Consider the following 15,987-nt stretch of genomic DNA (forward strand, 5'->3'; position numbering starts at 1 on the left):
TGATTCGTAGGTTCACGATCAGACGTGAAACGCGCGGCTGCGACGCCCGGCCCGGTTCGACGCGATCGGCCGAAGCGGACTCGTGACCCCGGCTCGACGCCGGATCCGGGCCGCCCGGCCCCCGACGCGGGGCCGCGGGACGCCGCCGCGACGTTCGATTCAGCATGAGACGCAACACAGTTCTCGTCGTGATCGTGGTACTGGCGCTTGTAACGAGCGGGACGGCCGGGTTCGCCGTGGGGGCGACGCCGACCGGGGAGGCGAGCGCGGCGAGCCTCGACGCGGACGCGGCGGTCGCGACGCCGAGCGCCGGCGCCGCGACCGGCGGGACGACGCCCTTCCAGACGGGAGGCGGGCTCGTCCGAGGCTCGCCCGAGCTGAGCGTGACGACCCCGAGCGCGACCCTCACTCCAGGGCGGACGAACGAGCTCACCCTGCAGATATCGAACGACGGCGACATGGACCTCGGCACCGGCCAGACGCGCGAAATCGTCACCACCGCGCGAAACGTCCGCGTGACCGCCGACGCCGGCGGCACCCCGCTCGACGTCGAGACCGGCACCCTCGCGATCGGCTCGGTCACCGAGAACCGGCCGGGCGAGGCGACCGTCGCGGTGAACGTCCCCGAGGACGTCGAGCAGGGGAGTTACGAGCTCGACGTCGAGCTGGAGTACTCGTACACCTACCAGCAGTCCGGCGGCGTCACCATCGACCGCGAGGAGACCGTCGACGCCGAGGTCGACGTCCGCATCTCAGACGACGCCCGCTTCGAGGTCGTGAACGTCACGACCGACGCCCGGATCGGGGGCGAGGGAACCCTCGAAGCCGAGATCGAGAACGTCGGCGCCGACGTCGCCCGCGACGCGACCGTCGCCTTCGAGTCCGCGAGCGGCGGCCTCGCGTTCGGCGAACGCGCCAGCGACGCCGCCCGGATCGACGAGCTGGCGCCCGGCGAGACGACGACCGTGCGGTACGATGTCGGGTTCGCACCGGGCGCGCCCGTCCGCGAGTACGCGCTGAGCGGGACCGTCACGTTCGAAACGAGCCAGGGCCTCCAGCGCGTCGACGAGAGCGTCTCCGCCGGCGTGGTCCCCGGGCCCGAACAGCGCTTCTCGGTCACCGGCGTCGAGTCCGACCTGCACGTCGGCGAGGAGGGCGAGATCACCGGCACCGTGACGAACGAGGGGCCGGACGAGGCACGCAACGTGGTGATTCAGTTCGCCGAGCAGTCCCAGAACGTGATCCCCATCGAGCGCAGCGTCGCGGTCGGCACGCTGGCGCCGGGCGAGTCCGGCGAGTTCCGGCTCCCGGTCGAGATCGGCGAGGAGGCGAAGGCGATCGACCGGACGGCCGACATCGCGGTCCGGTACCGCAACGCCGAGTTCGAGACCCGCGCGTACCAGGACGTCGAGCTGCTCTACGAGGTGCAACCGGAGCGGGACCAGTTCCTCGTGGAAGTCGACGACCGCGAGATCGAGGCGGGCGGACAGCGCGCCCTCGAGGTGACGCTGACGAACAACCTCGACGAGCCGGTCCGGACGTCGAGGCGCGGCTGTTCGCCGACTCCCCCCTCGACAGCGGCAACGACGAGGGGTTCGTCTCCGAGCTCGCGCCCGGCGAGTCGACGACCCTCACCTTCGACCTGTCGGCGGCGGGCTCGGGCACGGCGAAGACGTACCCGATATCGTTCGACTTCCGCTACGACGACGCGGACGGTAACAGCCAACTGTCGGACACGACCCGGGTGCCGATAACCGTCGTGGAGGGCGAGGGCGGGTTCCCCGTGGGGCTCGGTCTCGTCGCCCTCGTCGCGGTGGTCGTGATCGGAGCCGGCGCGTACGTGCTCCAGAGGGAATAGATGGGTCGAGCGGGCCAGTGGGTCGAGGCGAACGTCGAGCGGCTCAACGAGCTGATCGTCACGCGACCGCGGGCCGTCGTCGCGCTGTTCCTCGTGGCGACGGCCGTCTTCGCCGGCGGGATGACCGCCGTCGAGACGCAGACCGACGCTACTGAGGGGTTCTCCGAGGACCTCCCGGAGCAGGAGGCGCTGGACGCGATCGAGACCGAGTTCGAGGACCCGTTCGCGACCGACGAGGAGACCACGCAGCTGATCCACGACGGAACGAACGTCCTCGACCGCGAGGAGCTGCTCACGATGCTCCGGCTGTTAGAGCGGCTCGACGAGCGGGAGGACCTGCGCGTGGCGTCCGCGAACGGCCCCGCGACGGTCGTCGCGCAGACGCTCGACCCGACGGCGCGGACGCCGGCGGCCCAGCGGCGCGCGGTCGAATCGGCGACCGACGCGGAGGTCCGGCGGGCGATCCGGCGGGCGAGCGAGAGCGAGCGGTTTTCGGCCGTCGTCTCGGACGACTTCAACCCGAACTCGGCGTCGGCGTCGACGACGGTGACGGTGATCTCCCACGACGTCCCGAGCGGCTTCGACGACCTGCAGGGGCTTCAGACGGACGTCCGCGCGCTCGCCGACGACAGCCCGGCCGACGTCCGCGTGTTCGGCTCCGGGATCATCAACGCCGAGACGGGGCAGATCATCGGCGACTCGCTGCTCATCGTCATGCCCATCGTCGTGGTCCTGCTGTTGGGCTTCCTCGTCGTCGCCTACCGGGACCCGATCGATCTCGCGCTCGGGCTGTTCGCGCTGTTGATGACGCTGATCTGGACCTTCGGATTCCTGGGCTTCTCCGGGATACCGTTCGACCAACAGCAGATCGCGGTGCCGGTGTTGCTGCTGGCGGTCGGCGTCGACTTCGGGATCCACTTCGTCAACCGCTACCGCGAGGAGACGGTGCAGGGGTACGACGCCGTCCCCGCGATGCGGATCGCGGCGAACCAGCTGGCGATCGCCTTCGTCATCGTCACCGTCACCGCGGTGTTCGGGTTCGGCGCGAACGTCGTCTCCGACCTCGACCCGATCCGGAACCTCGGGGTCGTCTCGGCGGTCGGGATCGTGTTCACCTTCCTGATCTTCGGGCTGTTCCTCCCGGCGGCGAAGCTGGAGATCGACCGGCTCCGCGAGCGCTACGGCGTCCCGGAGTTCGGGTCGACGCCGATCGCCTCGGAGGAGTCGGCGCTCGGCCGGTTGCTGTCCGTCTCCGTGACGGTCGGCGAGCGCGCGCCCGCGGTGTTCATCGCGGTCCTGCTCGTCGCCTCCGCGGGGCTCGGCGCGTACGGCGCGGGCATCGACACGACGTTCGAACAGGAGGACTTCCTCCCGCCGGAGGAGGAAGCGGGGTACGTGGAGTACTTCCCGGAGCCGTTCGCCCCCGGCGATTACACCGTGACGGAGACGCTGAACCTGCTCGAGGACAACTTCGCGGCGAGCCAGGACGCGTCGATAACGATATTTGTAGAGGGGTCGTTACGCGAGGACCACGCGTTAGAGGCCCTCGCAGAGCCCAACGACGATCCCCCGGGGACGCTCGCCGTCGGGCCGAACGGCGGGGCCGAGACGACGAGCATCCTGACGGTGATACGGTCGCACGCGCGGTCCGACGAGGAGTTCGCGGCGTTGGTCGCGCGCAACGACAGGGACGGAAACGGGATACCCGACCGGAATCTCGAACGCATCTACGAGGAGCTGTTCGACTCGCCCGCCGGGGACCGGGCGTCGCGGTATCTCACCGACGACCGCCGGGGGGCACAGATCGAGTACACCGTCGAGAGCGGCGCGACGCAGAGTGAGGTCGCCGCCGACGCGAGCGAACAGGCGGACCGGTTCCGCTACACCGCGACCGCGACCGGCCAGATCGTCGTCTTCGACGCGATCACGGGGATCATCTTCGAGTCGGCGATTCAGGGCCTCGTCCTCGCCGTGGTGTTGACCGGCGTGTTCCTCGTGATCACCTACGGGGTCTTAGAGGGGATGCCCCTGCTCGGGATCGTGAACGTGTTCCCGATCGTGATCGCCGTCGCCTCGTTGGTGGGAACGATGCGGCTGCTCGGGCTGCCGCTCAACGCCCTGACCGCGACGATCCTCTCTATCGCGATCGGGATCGGGATCGCCTACTCCGTCCACATCACCGCCCGGTTCATCGACGAGTTCAAGGAGAACGACGACGTCGCGGCCTCGCTCCGCACGACGCTGACCGGGACCGGCGGCGCGCTCACGGGTAGCATGCTCACGACGGCGCTCGGTACGGGCGCTCTCGCGCTCGCCATCACGCCCGTGCTCGGCGACTTCGGGCTGTTGATCGCGTTGAGCGTCGTCTACTCGTTCGTGCTCTCGGTGGTCGCGCTGCCGCCGGCGCTGTTCCTGTGGGACGACTATCAGAACGGCGGCTCGGTCGTCGGCCGCGCCCGCGACGCCTAAGGGCCGACCCCGAGAGCGGTTCGCCGTCGCGCCGCCCGCGCCGTTCGTGCGCCGGGAGCGCCCACCTGCAAGAAGGTCAAGCCCGCGGAGGCCGTACAAGTCCCTCGGCGCGGTCGAACGCGGGGCGAGAGCGCAACCTCTCGTTGCGGCCGGCTGAAAGCCGCCGGCGACTCCTGCGACTTCGGGTAGGGGGTCGTACCCGACCGCGTCGCGTTCCCCCGACGCTCCGAGCGGTTACCCCGGCGTCGGCTCGCCGCGGGTCGATCCGCAGAGGCACACGCCGCGCTCGCGCGGCCCGCGGTCCGACCGATCGACGGCGACGGCCGCGAACCGACCGAACCGCGACGTCGCCCGGGCCGATATTCTCGAGAGAGTCCTCGAATAAGAACGCTCTTATCAATCGGGAGTGGACGGAGCGATATGCCCAAGATAAGCGTCGAGATTCCGGGCGAACTGCTCGAGGACCTCGACGAGCACGTCGGCGACGACGGGAAGTTCGTGAACCGCAGCGACGCCGTCAGAGCGTCGATCCGGAAGACGCTCGATCTGCTCGACGAGATCGACGCGCGCCACGACCGGCTCGACGCCGCGAGCGACGAGGCGAGCGATGAGTAGCCGGACGCGGGGCGCCACCGGGACCGGCGGCCCCTTCGCGGTCGACCCCTTCGACCGCGCCGCGCTGGCCGCGGTCGGCCTGATCACCCTGTTCGTCGTCGCGCTCGCGACCGCGCAGCTCACGGCCGCGAAGGTGATCGCGCTCCCGCTCCCGGTCGCGCTCCCGGTCGTCGGCCCCGAGATCACCCTTCCGGGCGCCGCGCTCGCGTACGCGCTGACGTTCCTCGCGTCCGACTGCTACGCCGAGCTGTACGGCCGCCGCGCGACGCAGGTGGTCGTCAACGTCGCGTTCCTCGCGAACTTCCTCGTGCTCGCCTTGGTCTGGTCGACGCTCGCCGCCCCGGGCGTGAACCCCGAGGTCTCGGCCGCGTTCGAGACCGCGCTCGCCCCGGCGACCGGGGTCGTCGCCGGTAGCCTGCTCGCGTACGTGGTGAGCCAGAACTGGGACGTGTTCGTCTTCCACGCGATCCGCGACCGCACCGGTCCCGACATGCTGTGGCTGCGCAACGTCGCCTCGACCGCGACGAGTCAGGCGCTCGACACCGCCATCTTCGTGAGCGTCGCGTTCTACGCGGCGCCGATCCTGCTCGGCACCGGCGAGCCGTTCGACCCGTCGCTCCTCCTCGCGCTCGGGCTCGGCCAGTACCTCCTCAAACTCGCGATCGCCGTCCTCGACACCCCGATCGTCTACCTCGTCGTGGGCGCCGTTCGGGAGTAGCCCTCCTCCGGTTACTCGCCGGTCAGTCGCCCCCGACGGCCAGCGCCCGCGCGGCTCGCCCGGGCAGGGTCGCCGACACGCGCTCGAAGGAGTCGCCGGCGTCGCCGGTGCGATACAGTCCCTCGTCGTGCAGCGCCCAGATCTCTCCGGACTCCCGCCCGCTCGCGAGGACCGCTCGGTAGGTGCCCTCGCCGGTGGGGATCCCCCGGTCGTCGAGCCGCTCGAAGCGCGGCCCCGAGGCGGAGTCGACGCCCGGAGTCCGGCGATACAGGTACGCCTCGCCGCGGCGGTGCGCCGCGCCCGCGCCCGACGCCGCGCTCACGAGGACGGTCTCCGGGTCGCCGGGGTCGACGGCGATCCCCCACACGTAGCCGTGGGCGAGCCCAGCGTCGACGGCGCGCCACGTCTGCCCCCGATCGCGGCTCTCCGCGAACCCGTCGCCCGCGGCCGCGTAGACCCGGTCGGGCGCGTCCGGGTGCGTCGCGAGCGCGTGGTTGTCGCGCCGGGAGCCCTCGGGCCGGTCGACCCACGTCTCCCCGCCGTCCGGCGTGACGACGAGCGCGCCCGCCTCGACGCCCACGAACCACCGCTCCGGGTCCGCCGGGCAGGGCTCGATCCACCGGACGTGGTGGGTGTCCGGACGCGGCGGGAACGACCACTCGGACGCCGACGGAACGGCGGTCAATCCCCCGACCGGCTCGACCGTCTCCCCGCCGTCGGTCGAGCGGTAGACCCGCGAGGGCTCCGTTCCGATCCAGACGACCGAGGGGGCGTGCGGGCTCGCCGCGACCGCGGTGACCGCGTCCGGGCCCGAGCCGCCGGGTCCGAGCGTCTCGGCGGCGACCCGGTCGAACGTCTCGCCGCCGTCGACGGAGCGGAACAGCCCGGCGTCGAACGTCCCGGCGAACACGCGGGCGCGGGCGGCCGCGGGCCGGGCCCCGTCGCTCCGCTCGGCGCCGGGAGCGATCAAGAGGCACTCGACCGCGCGGTCCGCCAGCCGCTCGTCGACCGCCCCCGTCTCGGGGTCGACGACTCTGAGCCCGTCGTCGTAGGCCGCGTAGACGCGTGTGCGCATGGTACGGAGTTCGACGCGTCGCGACAAAAGCCTTCGACGGGCGCAAGAGACTTACCCGGCGCTGCCGTGTGAACGGTAAGCATGGATCTCCGCGTGCAGGGTGACGTTCCCCCCGACCCGTTTCTCGGCGCCGCCGACCTGTTCGAGACCGAGTGCTCGCTGGCCGACCCCGTCCACGTGAAGGTGCGCGGGGACCCCGACGAGCGGACGTGGGCCGGTCACTACGACGGCTACCACGTCCTCAACGTCTCGAAGCGCGCCGCCACCAGCGCGATGGCCCGCGAGCTGGCCGTCCACGAGCTCTCGCACATGGCCCGCTACGAGGAGGGCCACGCCTCTCACGTCCAGTCGACCGAGGAGGCGCTGTACTTAGGCCTCGCCGGGGAGAAAGTAGAGCGCCGCAAGCTCGCGCACTGCTACCAAATCGCGAACCACATGAAAGACATCTACGCCGACGACATCACCCTCTCCGTCGCGCCCGCGGACAAGCTCCTCGGCTTCCTGGAGTCCACCCTCGCGGCGGCGGTGGCCGACCGCCCGGCCGTCTCGCGGGACGGCTCGCCGCCCGTGACGGCCGGCGCCGACCCGGAGATCACCGCGGTCAACGCCGCGTTCGCGCTCGCGCTCATCGAGCGCCACGGCATCGCCGGCCCGGACCACCGCATCTACGACCTCGCGCGCGCCGCCGGCAGCGACACCGATTCGGTCGACGTCGACGCCTTCAAGGAGCGGTTCCTCGCGCTCGGTCCCGACCCCACCGAGAGCGACTACCGCAAGGCGCTCGTCGGCGCCGCGCGGGCGTACGCGGTGTGAGAGCGCGGGGAAGGGTTGAGGGCGACGGTTCAAACGGGGTACGAGCGACTGGGGACGATCATTTATAAATGAACAGTGCGGTCGGCGCGTGCCTGCGAGGCCGCCTCGCGGCCGAGGAGCACGCGCGAGGGAGTCGCTGGCGCCGTCGGCGCCAGCGACGAGGCTGGGGAGGCGCGAGGTGCGGTTGCGGTGCGGTCGGGTGGGACTCAAAGGGGCAGCCGTGAGGGGCGCGGAGGCGACGCAAGCACCGCAGAGAGCGAGTGAAACGAGCGACTGAGGAGCGCAGCGAGCGTCCGCGCCCCTCACGGCTGGGGCTTTGGAGCCGTTCGCCGGAGATCTGGTTTCAACCGCGTACGGCCGAGCGGCTGGGACCTCACGGATGTACTACGCGCCGCTGGCGACGACGGTGATTTATAAATCGACACGGTGTCGGCGAATCCTCTCCGCGCCACTGACGAAAACGTCCGTATAAACCGCCTACGCCGCGTCGTCGGTCGGCGTCTCGGTCTCGCCGACCTCCCTGTCTCCGCTCCCGTCGTCGACGTCGAGAACCGTTACGCGCGCCGACATGATCCGGGTGTTGTCCACGCGCTCGATGCGGATCCGGACCCCGTCGAACTCGATCTCCTCGCCCTCCTCGACGAGCCGGCCGGCGCGGTTGAACACGAAGCCGGCGAGCGTCTCGAACTCCTCGCCCTCGGGGAGGTCGATGCCGAGGATCTCGTTGACCTCGTCGATGTTCACCTCCCCCTGGACGACGGCGACGTTCTCCTCGAGGAACTCGACGGGCGCCTCCTCGTCGCCCTCCAGGATCTCCCCGACGATCTCCTCGACCATGTCCTCTAAAGTGATGATCCCCTCGGTGGTGCCGAACTCGTCGATGACGGTGACCATCTGGAGGCGGTTCTCCTGCATCGTCGCGAGCAGCTCGTCGGCGTTCTTCGACTCGGGGACGTGCAGCGTCGGCTTGACGACCCGCGCCAGCGAGGGCTCGCCCTCGGAGTAGCGCAGCTCGCGGACCAGGTCTCGGACGGTCACCACGCCGATGATGTTGTCGAGGTTCCCCTCGTAGACGGGAACGCGCTCGTGGTCGGCCTGGATACACGTCTCGATCGCCTCCTCGACCGACTGCTCTTTGGCGACCGCGGTGACGTCGAGGCGAGGCGTCATCACCTCCTTGGCGATGGTGTTGTTGAACCGGAAGATCCGGTCGAGCATCTCGCGCTCCTCCTCCTCGATGACGCCCTCGCGCTCGCCCGTCTCGATGATGTCCTGGATCTCGTCGCGGGTGACGTACGTCGACTCGATCGCCGCGGAGCCCCCGATGACGCTGTTGACGCCCTTCACGATGTAGTCGAACAACACCACCAGCGGGTACAGCGCGTACTCCGAGGCCTTCAGCGGGCGGGCGATCCGGAGCGCCCACGACTCGGTGTTCTCGACGGCGTACGACTTGGGCGCGCTCTCGCCGAAGATCAGCACCAGCGTCGTGATCCCGAACGTCGTCGCCAGGACCGACTCGCCCCGCGAGAGGAAGAATCCGAACAGCGCGGTCGCGATGGAGGTCATCGCGACGTTGACGATGTTGTTGCCGACGAGGATCGTCACCAGCAGGCGGTGCGGGTTCTCCTTCATCTCCTGGATCGTCTTCGCGCCCTTGACGCCCTCGTCGACGAGGCTGTCGACGCGGTGCTGCGGCAGGGAGAACATCGCGATTTCCGATGAGGAGAAGAACGCGGACAGACCGACCAGCACAGCGATCGCGAGGACGCCGAGGGCGATCACGGTGTTATCCCCCGGCGTCGGCAGCTGTAGCAGATCGGCCGTCAGCGTGCTCGGCGGCAAGCCCATGTTCATTCGTCTTCCGTCGGCGGATGGTTAAAGGATTACTTTCGGCGACCCGGGCCGGCGGACGATCCGGCGGATCACCGGCGGAACGAACGGACGAATCGGCGCATCACCGGCGGAACGAACGGACGACTCGACCGATCGCCGGCGGAACGGAGGGCCGATCCGCGGAGCGTGCCGCGGCCGACACGATTACACGTCCCGCGGCCGAATCGAGTGCCATGACGAAACCACAGATCACCCTGTACAGACTGCAGGCGTGCCCGTACTGCGAGCGCGTCGTCCGGACCCTGAGCCGGTTCGGGCTGGAGTACGAGTCCCGGTACGTCGAGCCGATGCACTCGGAGCGGAACGCGGTCAAGCGCGTCTCCGGGGCCCGGAGCGTCCCGGCGATCGTCGACCGCGAGACCGGCGTGACGATGTCCGAGAGCGCGAACATCGTCGAGTACCTAGAGGGTACGTACGGCGAGGGAGGTTCCTGAGATGCCCGATTTCGACGTCGTCTCTCTCCCCGAGACGGAGCACGTCGCCGAGGGCGACGTGGCGCCCGACTTCACTCGCCCCCTCGTGAACGAGGAGTACTGGGAGGACGCCGCGCTCGACGACGCCGTCGACGGGCCGACGCTTCTCGTCTTTCACCCGATGGACGGCGCCTTCCAGGCGACGTACCTGTACAACACGATCGACGACCACGGGTGGGCCGACGACCTCGACGTCCTCGGCCTCTCGATCTCGTCGCCGTACGCCCACAAGCGCCTGCTCGCCGAGCGCGGTGAGGGCGTCCGGATCTTCTCGGACCCGAGCGCGGGCGTGATCGAGGAGTACGGTCTCGCCCACGACATCGACGGCATGACCGGGGTCACCGAGACGCGGCCCGCCGTGTTCCTCCTCGACGGCGACCGCGCCGTCGAGTACGCGTGGGTCGCGAGCGAACACCCCGAGTTCCCCGACGCCGAGGAGATCGACGACGCGGTCGGCCGACTCGTCGACTGAGGCCGCCGTCGGCGCCGACGCGGTTCGCGTGCGACCGCGCCGTCGACACACGCCATCCTTTTTTAAACTGCGACCGAATGAGCGCGTATGACGGACGACGCCGACGACCGGGAGCCTCGCTCGGGGTCCGAGCCCGAACCCGGACGCGACGCAGTGAGCCGGCGGGAGGACGTGCGGCGTGCGGCCGCGGCGGTCGCCGACGGCGAGCTCGTCGTCTACCCCACGGAGACGGTGTACGGGCTCGGCGGGGACGCGCTCGATCCGGACGCGGTCGAACGCGTCTTCGACCTGAAGCGTCGCGACCGGTCGAACCCGCTCTCACTGGGCGTCGCGAGCGTCGACGACGCGCTCCGATACGCCCGCCCCACGGAGTTCGCGGTCGCGTTCGCCCGGGCGTTCCTCCCCGGTCCCGTGACGGTCGTCGTCGAGCGCGGCGACGCGGTCCCCGACGCGCTCACCGCCGGCAGCGACCGGGTCGGGGTCCGGGTCCCCGACCAGCCGGTCGCGAGGGCGCTCCTCCGCGAGACCGGACCACTCACCGCGACGAGCGCGAACGTCTCCGGGACCGGGAGCGTCACGCGCCCCGACGACCTCGACGACCGGATCCTCGAGGGCGTCGGCGCGGTGATCGACGACGGCGAGGCGCCCGGCACGGAGAGCACCGTCGTCGACCCGGCGGCGGGGACGATCCACCGCCGCGGCGCGATGGCGGGCGCGATCGAGGCGTGGCTGGCGGACCCGCCGGTCTGAGCGGGCGGGTTCGCACCGGAAACAGAGCGTCGAAAAAGCGGAACCGCGACGGGTTCAGACCGCGAGATCGCCTTTCTCGCTCAGAACCTCGACCTCCGCCGCGTCGACCGCGTCGACGTCGAGCCAGTGAGGGACGTACTCCCGCTTGTCGTACGCCTCGCGCTCGTCCTCGGTCCCGACCGTACACCAGAGCTGGGGCTCGTCCGGGCCGTGCCAGCCGCCCTGAACGTTGATACCGAAACAGACCAGCTCCTCGCCCTCGTACTCGATCACCGCGTCCCGCCGGATCCCGGGGTCGCCGCGAATGATGAGGTGTTGCATACTCCGTCGTTTGCGGGTTCCGTGCTTAATCGCTTCGATACGGTCGATCGACCGCGGGAACGCGCCGCGACCGCGGGCGGTCGGGCGCCGGACGGCGACGCCGTCAGCCGGAGTAGTAGTACTCGCCCTCGCGCTTCTGCTTGCTGTCGAGCTGCGAGCCCGGCTTGTTGATCCGGGGGCGCCCGGTGCGCTCGTCGCGGCGGAAGGTGATGTCGAGGTCGGCGAGGAACTCGTTCATCCCGTCGCGCATGTCCTGCGGGGGCGCGGCGCGGCCGCGCTGGGCCGGCTCGCCGTCGAACACCATCAGGCGGTCGGCCAGCAGGTCGATCATGTAGATGTCGTGGTCGATCACCATCACGGTCGCGTCGTGGTTCTCGGCGTACCGGCGGATCGCCGTCGTCGCGCGGACGCGCTGCTCGACGTCGAGGTGCGCGGAGGGCTCGTCGAGCAGGTACAGATCGGCGTCCTCGGAGAGGCACGCCGCGATGGCGACGCGTTGGCGCTCCCCGCCCGACAGGTCCGCGAGGTTCTGCTCCATGATCCGCTCCAGCTGGAGCGGCTGGGCGACCTCCGTGTTCCAGTAGGAGGAGCCGAAGTCGTCGGTGATCGACGAGAGGAAGGCGTCGACGCGCATCGGCTGATCGATCTCGATGTACTGCGGCTTGTACGCGATGTCGAGCGCGAAGTCGAGCGACCCCTCGTCCGGCTCCAGCGAGCCCGCGAACAGCTTCGCGAGCGTCGACTTCCCGATCCCGTTCGGGCCGACGACGCCGAGCACTTCCGACTGGTTGATCTCGCCGCCCTCGACGTGCAGTTCGAACTCGCCGTCGCCGTACGACTTCGAGATATCGGGGTATTCGATCAGCGTCTCGCTGCGCGAGGCGACGCGGGGGGCGTGCTCCTCGAAGGTGATCGCGGAGGGCCGGATCCGCATGTTCTCGTTGTCGAGGTACCCCTTCAGGTACTCGTTGATCCCGTTGCGGACCGACTTGGGGTCGGTGATAACACCGTACGCGCCCGGTTCACCGTAGGCGACGTGGAGGGTGTCGGCGAGGAGGTCGAGGATCGCGAGGTCGTGTTCGACCACGAGCATCGAGCGGTCGGCGGCGTCGTCGTCCGCCAGCTCGCGGATGAGCCGGGCGACGATCATCCGCTGGCCGATGTCGAGGTACGGCGTGATCTCGTCGAGAAAGTAGAAGTCGGCGTCGCGGGCCAGACACGCCGCGATGGCGACGCGCTGGAGCTCCCCGCCGGAGATGGAATCGATGTCCTGGTCCATCACCGGAGCGATGTTGAGCCGGTCGATCAGCTCGTCAAGCGCCCCGCGCTCGTCGGTGCGCTCCAGCAGCTCGCGGGTGTTGCCGTCGAACTGCTTGGGGATCTGGTCGACGTACTGCGGCTTGCGGGAGACGCTCACGTCGCCCTCCTTCAGCGACTTGAGGTAGTTCTGGAGCCCCGTGCCGCGGAACCGGTCGAGCACGCGGTCCCAGTCGGCCTCCGTCTCGTGGTCGCCGAGGTTCGGGATCATCTCGCCGGCGAGCCCGTGGACCGCGGTCGACTTCCCGATCCCGTTCGGCCCTAAGATTCCGGTGACGTTGCCCGGTTCGGGGGTCGGAAGTCCGTACAGCGAGAAGGCGTTCTCGCCGTAGCGGTGGACCGGTTCCTCGTCGAGCTCTGAGGGGAGATTGATGATCTCGATCGCGTCGAACGGGCACTTCTCGACGCAGATACCGCAGGTCTCGCCGAGGCAGATCTCCTCGGAGATGTGGATCTGGTCCGGGTCGCCCTCGACCGTGTCCTCGCCGCGCTCGGTGATGCACTCCTTGCCCGTCCGGTTCGGCGGACAGTAGTTCGCGCACTCGTAGTTACACCGGTCGGGCTGGCACCGATCGAGGTCAACTACGGCGATGCTGTCGTCGGCCATCTTACGCCACCAGCTGGACGCCTGACGTCGCCAGCACGGTGTAGCTGATGAACCACAGCGTGAACGTCAGGAACGCCACGTAGAGGTTGTCTTTGACGCCGAAGTCGCCGACGCCGATAGCTTTGTACAGCGGGTACTGGGCGAGCACGAACGCGCCGAGGACCAACACGACCGTCGTGCTCTGGGCCGCGGCCACGGTCGTCCCCACGTAGGCGGCCGAGACGACGCCGGCGGCGATCCCCGCCAGACAGCAGATCGTCGTGACGACCACGCCCCGCGCGTGGCCGGAGATGCCCGAGTCGTCGCTCATACCAACGGATCCGCGAGCGCCCGTGAAAAGCCGTTCGTTCCACCCGTCGGACGCCGGGGACCGCGAGGGCAGAGGTCGGCCGTCAAGACGGGCGCGACACGGGCCCGAGTGAGAGCGCGCGCGAGCCGTATCGCTGACTGACTGGTCAGTCGAACAGGCATATAGCGGCCTATATTGCTGGTTGTCAACGAAACAACCAGCAATATTCTCTTACTTCGGCGGGAAAATACCCGAAATACACCCGTGGTCCATCAACATTTATGACGATGTGCGGTTTCGAATCGTAACGATGGAAGGAACCCAAACGGAGGGGCTCGACGACCTCCCGCCGAGCGCCAAGCTCGTGTTCAAGGTGCTCGAGTACAACGGCCCGCTGACGCAGAAAGGCATCGTACAGGAGTCGATGCTGTCGGCCCGGACCGTTCGGTACGCCCTCGAGCGGCTGGAGGGGATCGGGGTCGTCGACGAGGACGTCTACTTCGCGGACGCCAGACAGAACCTCTACAAGCTCACCGAGCCGGCCCAGGAGTTCACCGGCGAGGAGAGCGACGCCTCCTGTACCGCCGACTGAGACCGCGTCGCTGAGACCGTGCCGATCGGTCCGCGCCCGTCCGACCCGTCGATTCCACGGTCGTTCGCGTCGCCGAGCGATTTGCTCGTCGCTGCTCGCTCTCTCCTCACTCGGGCTCCGTCGACACCTCGCCGGCGCCTCGCGCCGCCTCGGCGATCGTGAGCGCGACGGCGACTAACAGCGCGAACGTCGCCGCAAGGACGAACGCCAAGAACAGGAACCAGACCTCCGGCCCGAACAGCGGGTACTCGCGCGTGTCGATCACGGGTCCGAGCAGCTCCAGCGTGCGGACGAGGTACAGGAGGAGCGCGAGGCCCGCGCCCGTGACGAGCCCGATCCGGACGTTCCGGTAGAACGCCAGCGACTCCAAGAGGACGAGCATCGGGGGCTTGGTCGAACTGTCGTCGGTCACGACGGTACGTAGCCGCCCGGCGCGCAAAGAGCCTCCGGAACCGCGCGGTGTCCCGCTCGCCCCATCGAGAACATCATGATCGAAAATCGACGTTTGAGAGCCTAAACACGTCAATACCAGCCATCAAGTGGGGGCGGAATAAAGCGGGGATATGGCCAAGGTCGTCCTGTCGTCGTTCGCGATGATCGACCCGGAGACGTACCGCGAGGTGCTCGGCGAGCGCGTCGACGAATCAGTCGAGATCGAGGTCGCCGACCTGGGGTCGGCGGAGCGGGTGAGCGACGCGGCGGCGGGCGCCGACGCGGTCGTCACCGACATCAACACGCCGGTCACCGCCGAGGCGCTCGCGGCGCTCGACCTCGAGGTGGTGGTCCGGTCGGCGGTCGGCGTCGACAACGTCGACGTCAGCGCCGCGGCCGACGAGGGCGTCACCGTCACCCGCGTCCCCGACTACTGCACCGACGAGGTGGCGACCCACTCCGTCTCGCTGCTTCTCGCCTGTCTTCGCTCGCTGAAGGCATACGACGACGATGTCGCCGCCGGCGGGTGGAGCTGGGAGACCGGCCGCCCGGTCCGACGCGTGAGCGCGTCGACGGTCGGACTGCTCTCGTTCGGCCCCATCGCCCGGCGCGCCGCCGAGCAGCTCGCCGGCTTCGACGCGACGCTGATCGCCCACGACCCGTTCGTGGACGCCGACGAAATGGCCGAGTACGGCGTCGAGAAGGTCGAGTTCGAGGCGCTGTTCGACCGCGCCGACCACGTCGGCGTCTACGCCCCCCTGACCGACGCGACTCGCGGGATCGTCGACGCCGACGCCCTCGCGCGGCTCGGCGAAGGCTCGGTCGTCGTCAACGTGAGCCGCGGCCCGGTCGTCGACGCCGACGCCCTCCTCGAGGCGCTGGAGTCCGGGACGATCAAGGGCGCCGGGCTCGACGTGCTCGCCGAGGAGCCGCCCGAGGACGACCCGCTCGTCGGTCGCGAGGACACCGTCGTCACGCCCCACGCGGCGTGGTACAGCGAGGACGCCAGAGACGACCTGAACCGGAGCGGCGCGGCCGACGTCGCCGCCGTCCTCAACGGCGAGACGCCGGCGGGGCGGGTCGACCCGGACGCCGACTGGCTGTAGGGAACCGGCGCTCGACGGGCGGAGGCGGGCTACAGCCGATCGAGGGCGTCGAAGTCGTCGCCGTCGTCGGCGTCGTCTCCGGAGCCCCCGTCGTCCGCGTCGACCTCGAGGTCGTTGACGACCGCGGCGTGCTCGAAGCCGATCCGCTCGGCGAGCGCGACGCCGGTCGCGCCGAACCCGGTGT

Annotated in this window: 16 protein-coding genes and 1 pseudogene; 10 read left to right on the forward strand and 7 right to left on the reverse strand. The window is 69.6% G+C overall.

The genetic code is table 11. From position 1 onward, the window contains the following. Positions 1-164: 164 nt before the first annotated feature. The 4 genes from DJ82_RS09835 to DJ82_RS09850 all read left to right on the forward strand — a co-directional run bounded on the left by DJ82_RS09835 (position 165) and on the right by DJ82_RS09850 (position 5,660). On the forward strand, positions 165-1,754 hold the full coding sequence (locus DJ82_RS09835) for a COG1361 S-layer family protein (RefSeq protein ID WP_241881490.1): 1,590 nt from the start codon (positions 165-167) through the stop codon (positions 1,752-1,754). Positions 1,755-1,858: 104 nt separating this feature from the next. Then, on the forward strand, positions 1,859-4,327 hold the full coding sequence (locus DJ82_RS09840; protein ID WP_094581705.1) for an RND family transporter: 2,469 nt from the start codon (positions 1,859-1,861) through the stop codon (positions 4,325-4,327). A 420-nt stretch (positions 4,328-4,747) separates the two neighbouring features. After that, on the forward strand, positions 4,748-4,942 hold the full coding sequence (locus tag DJ82_RS09845) for a type II toxin-antitoxin system ParD family antitoxin (RefSeq protein WP_094581706.1): 195 nt from the start codon (positions 4,748-4,750) through the stop codon (positions 4,940-4,942). Next, a complete protein-coding gene (locus DJ82_RS09850) occupies positions 4,935-5,660 on the forward strand; it encodes a queuosine precursor transporter (protein ID WP_094528167.1) in 726 nt (241 codons plus the stop codon). The genes DJ82_RS09845 and DJ82_RS09850 overlap by 8 nt, the downstream gene beginning before the upstream one ends. Before the next feature lie 22 nt (positions 5,661-5,682). Here the strand turns inward: DJ82_RS09850 and DJ82_RS09855 are convergent, their stop codons facing one another. Next, the gene (locus DJ82_RS09855; RefSeq protein ID WP_094581707.1) at positions 5,683-6,735 is read right to left on the reverse strand and encodes a hypothetical protein; all 1,053 of its coding nucleotides are present in this window, start codon (positions 6,733-6,735) and stop codon (positions 5,683-5,685) included. 81 nt (positions 6,736-6,816) lie between these two features. Between DJ82_RS09855 and DJ82_RS09860 the strand changes: the two genes are divergently transcribed. After that, positions 6,817-7,548 (forward strand): DUF5781 family protein, encoded by a 732-nt coding sequence (locus DJ82_RS09860; RefSeq protein WP_094581708.1) that lies wholly within the window; start codon positions 6,817-6,819, stop codon positions 7,546-7,548. Positions 7,549-8,025: 477 nt separating this feature from the next. On the opposite strand, the gene DJ82_RS09865 is transcribed toward DJ82_RS09860, so the two are convergent. Next, the gene (locus DJ82_RS09865; protein WP_094581709.1) at positions 8,026-9,399 is read right to left on the reverse strand and encodes a hemolysin family protein; all 1,374 of its coding nucleotides are present in this window, start codon (positions 9,397-9,399) and stop codon (positions 8,026-8,028) included. A 218-nt stretch (positions 9,400-9,617) separates the two neighbouring features. Between DJ82_RS09865 and DJ82_RS09870 the strand changes: the two genes are divergently transcribed. From DJ82_RS09870 to DJ82_RS09880, 3 genes are all read left to right on the forward strand, one after another. Next, positions 9,618-9,878, forward strand: coding sequence for a glutaredoxin (locus DJ82_RS09870; protein WP_094525031.1), 261 nt, complete (start codon positions 9,618-9,620; stop codon positions 9,876-9,878). A 1-nt stretch (position 9,879) separates the two neighbouring features. Then, entirely contained in the window at positions 9,880-10,389 is a 510-nt protein-coding gene (locus tag DJ82_RS09875) for a redoxin domain-containing protein (protein ID WP_094527458.1), read from the forward strand. 87 nt (positions 10,390-10,476) lie between these two features. Next, entirely contained in the window at positions 10,477-11,139 is a 663-nt protein-coding gene (locus tag DJ82_RS09880) for an L-threonylcarbamoyladenylate synthase (protein WP_176451482.1), read from the forward strand. Between the two features lie 54 nt (positions 11,140-11,193). Here the strand turns inward: DJ82_RS09880 and DJ82_RS09885 are convergent, their stop codons facing one another. The 3 genes from DJ82_RS09885 to DJ82_RS09895 form a co-directional block, all read right to left on the reverse strand. After that, complete coding sequence (locus DJ82_RS09885) at positions 11,194-11,460, reverse strand: HAH_0734 family protein (protein ID WP_094525875.1); 267 nt, start codon at positions 11,458-11,460, stop codon at positions 11,194-11,196. Positions 11,461-11,563: 103 nt separating this feature from the next. Further along, positions 11,564-13,384 (reverse strand): ribosome biogenesis/translation initiation ATPase RLI, encoded by a 1,821-nt coding sequence (locus DJ82_RS09890; protein ID WP_094525874.1) that lies wholly within the window; start codon positions 13,382-13,384, stop codon positions 11,564-11,566. Between the two features lies 1 nt (position 13,385). Next, on the reverse strand, positions 13,386-13,694 hold the full coding sequence (locus DJ82_RS09895; RefSeq protein ID WP_094525873.1) for a hypothetical protein: 309 nt from the start codon (positions 13,692-13,694) through the stop codon (positions 13,386-13,388). 289 nt (positions 13,695-13,983) lie between these two features. On the opposite strand from DJ82_RS09895, the gene DJ82_RS09900 reads away from it, so the two are divergent. Beyond that, positions 13,984-14,265: a helix-turn-helix domain-containing protein gene (locus DJ82_RS09900; protein ID WP_094525872.1), complete on the forward strand. Its 282-nt coding sequence runs from the start codon at positions 13,984-13,986 to the stop codon at positions 14,263-14,265. Positions 14,266-14,371: 106 nt separating this feature from the next. Here the strand turns inward: DJ82_RS09900 and DJ82_RS09905 are convergent, their stop codons facing one another. Beyond that, on the reverse strand, positions 14,372-14,647 hold the full coding sequence (locus DJ82_RS09905) for a hypothetical protein (RefSeq protein ID WP_094525877.1): 276 nt from the start codon (positions 14,645-14,647) through the stop codon (positions 14,372-14,374). Between the two features lie 181 nt (positions 14,648-14,828). On the opposite strand from DJ82_RS09905, the gene DJ82_RS09910 reads away from it, so the two are divergent. Further along, positions 14,829-15,803, forward strand: coding sequence for a C-terminal binding protein (locus DJ82_RS09910; protein WP_094581710.1), 975 nt, complete (start codon positions 14,829-14,831; stop codon positions 15,801-15,803). 86 nt (positions 15,804-15,889) lie between these two features. Here the strand turns inward: DJ82_RS09910 and DJ82_RS09915 are convergent. After that, positions 15,890-15,987: pseudogene (locus tag DJ82_RS09915) on the reverse strand (electron transfer flavoprotein subunit beta/FixA family protein); the annotation flags it as partial.

This window comes from Halorubrum sp. Ib24 (assembly GCF_002252745.1).
Taxonomy (GTDB): domain Archaea; phylum Halobacteriota; class Halobacteria; order Halobacteriales; family Haloferacaceae; genus Halorubrum.

What these genes read in the sequence shown, in the direction of transcription:
- DJ82_RS09850 (WP_094528167.1), top strand. Translation starts at nt 4,935, where the DNA reads ATGAGTAGCCGGACGCGGGGCGCCACCGGGACCGGCGGCCCCTTCGCG.
- DJ82_RS09900 (WP_094525872.1), top strand. Translation starts at nt 13,984, where the DNA reads ATGGAAGGAACCCAAACGGAGGGGCTCGACGACCTCCCGCCGAGCGCC.
- DJ82_RS09845 (WP_094581706.1), top strand. Translation starts at nt 4,748, where the DNA reads ATGCCCAAGATAAGCGTCGAGATTCCGGGCGAACTGCTCGAGGACCTC.
- DJ82_RS09865 (WP_094581709.1), bottom strand. Translation starts at nt 9,399, where the DNA reads ATGGGCTTGCCGCCGAGCACGCTGACGGCCGATCTGCTACAGCTGCCG.
- DJ82_RS09840 (WP_094581705.1), top strand. Translation starts at nt 1,859, where the DNA reads ATGGGTCGAGCGGGCCAGTGGGTCGAGGCGAACGTCGAGCGGCTCAAC.
- DJ82_RS09885 (WP_094525875.1), bottom strand. Translation starts at nt 11,460, where the DNA reads ATGCAACACCTCATCATTCGCGGCGACCCCGGGATCCGGCGGGACGCG.
- DJ82_RS09860 (WP_094581708.1), top strand. Translation starts at nt 6,817, where the DNA reads ATGGATCTCCGCGTGCAGGGTGACGTTCCCCCCGACCCGTTTCTCGGC.
- DJ82_RS09880 (WP_176451482.1), top strand. Translation starts at nt 10,477, where the DNA reads ATGACGGACGACGCCGACGACCGGGAGCCTCGCTCGGGGTCCGAGCCC.
- DJ82_RS09875 (WP_094527458.1), top strand. Translation starts at nt 9,880, where the DNA reads ATGCCCGATTTCGACGTCGTCTCTCTCCCCGAGACGGAGCACGTCGCC.
- DJ82_RS09890 (WP_094525874.1), bottom strand. Translation starts at nt 13,384, where the DNA reads ATGGCCGACGACAGCATCGCCGTAGTTGACCTCGATCGGTGCCAGCCC.
- DJ82_RS09905 (WP_094525877.1), bottom strand. Translation starts at nt 14,647, where the DNA reads ATGCTCGTCCTCTTGGAGTCGCTGGCGTTCTACCGGAACGTCCGGATC.
- DJ82_RS09870 (WP_094525031.1), top strand. Translation starts at nt 9,618, where the DNA reads ATGACGAAACCACAGATCACCCTGTACAGACTGCAGGCGTGCCCGTAC.
- DJ82_RS09835 (WP_241881490.1), top strand. Translation starts at nt 165, where the DNA reads ATGAGACGCAACACAGTTCTCGTCGTGATCGTGGTACTGGCGCTTGTA.
- DJ82_RS09910 (WP_094581710.1), top strand. Translation starts at nt 14,829, where the DNA reads ATGGCCAAGGTCGTCCTGTCGTCGTTCGCGATGATCGACCCGGAGACG.
- DJ82_RS09855 (WP_094581707.1), bottom strand. Translation starts at nt 6,735, where the DNA reads ATGCGCACACGCGTCTACGCGGCCTACGACGACGGGCTCAGAGTCGTC.
- DJ82_RS09895 (WP_094525873.1), bottom strand. Translation starts at nt 13,694, where the DNA reads ATGAGCGACGACTCGGGCATCTCCGGCCACGCGCGGGGCGTGGTCGTC.